The organism is Vibrio sp. T20, assembly GCF_007858795.1.
Classification (GTDB): domain Bacteria; phylum Pseudomonadota; class Gammaproteobacteria; order Enterobacterales; family Vibrionaceae; genus Vibrio; species Vibrio satsumensis.
This window is the reverse complement of record NZ_VFEB01000207.1, coordinates 1-551: the sequence shown is the minus strand read 5'-3', so window position 1 is coordinate 551 and position 551 is coordinate 1. Positions and strand designations below refer to the sequence as shown.

Below are 551 nucleotides of genomic sequence, written 5' to 3'. Positions count from 1 at the left end.
GTGCGTGAAGTTTGTCTGACATGGGTAAACTGGATGGGTGAAAGAGCAGAGTAGACATAATGATGCCTCCTTGAATTTAGGTGAACGAGTCGGGTGATGGGTTAGCCTTAGTGGACTTGAGTGAGCTGTATGTCATCGAAGACATGCTGAGTTAAATGCTCATGGAAAGCGCACATCCAGGCTTGGAATACTTTTGTTGTGACAGGGTGGCTCAGGCTCGCTGTCCCCGCATCTGGTTGATAGCACCAGTGATTCAGTAGGTGGAAATAGAGATACACATCGAGCGAGTCGGTAGTTTTGTCCTGATAAGTAAAATTCGCCACAAAAACCAAGATCCAATCAGAGTGTGAATTCTCCCGCTTTAACTGAATTTCTACAGGGGCGACCCCTTCCTTTGTTTTGTAATAGCTTGTATTTCGGCAGTTGAGTGCAATGCGTGTCGTGTCTTTAGGAATCGAGTAGCGAGTGATAGTTTGCTCTAACTGCTGGTGGAGTTTGCTATTGAGGGTGATGTCACCATAGTGTTTCTCAATCATAACCAGCCCCTCTCT

1 protein-coding gene is annotated in these 551 nt (G+C 46.1%); it reads right to left on the bottom strand.

The genetic code is table 11. The features are described from left to right. Positions 1 to 107: 107 nt before the first annotated feature. The coding region (locus tag FTW16_RS21420; protein ID WP_261383499.1) for a DUF2787 domain-containing protein at positions 108 to 551 on the bottom strand (444 nt) is incomplete at its 5' end.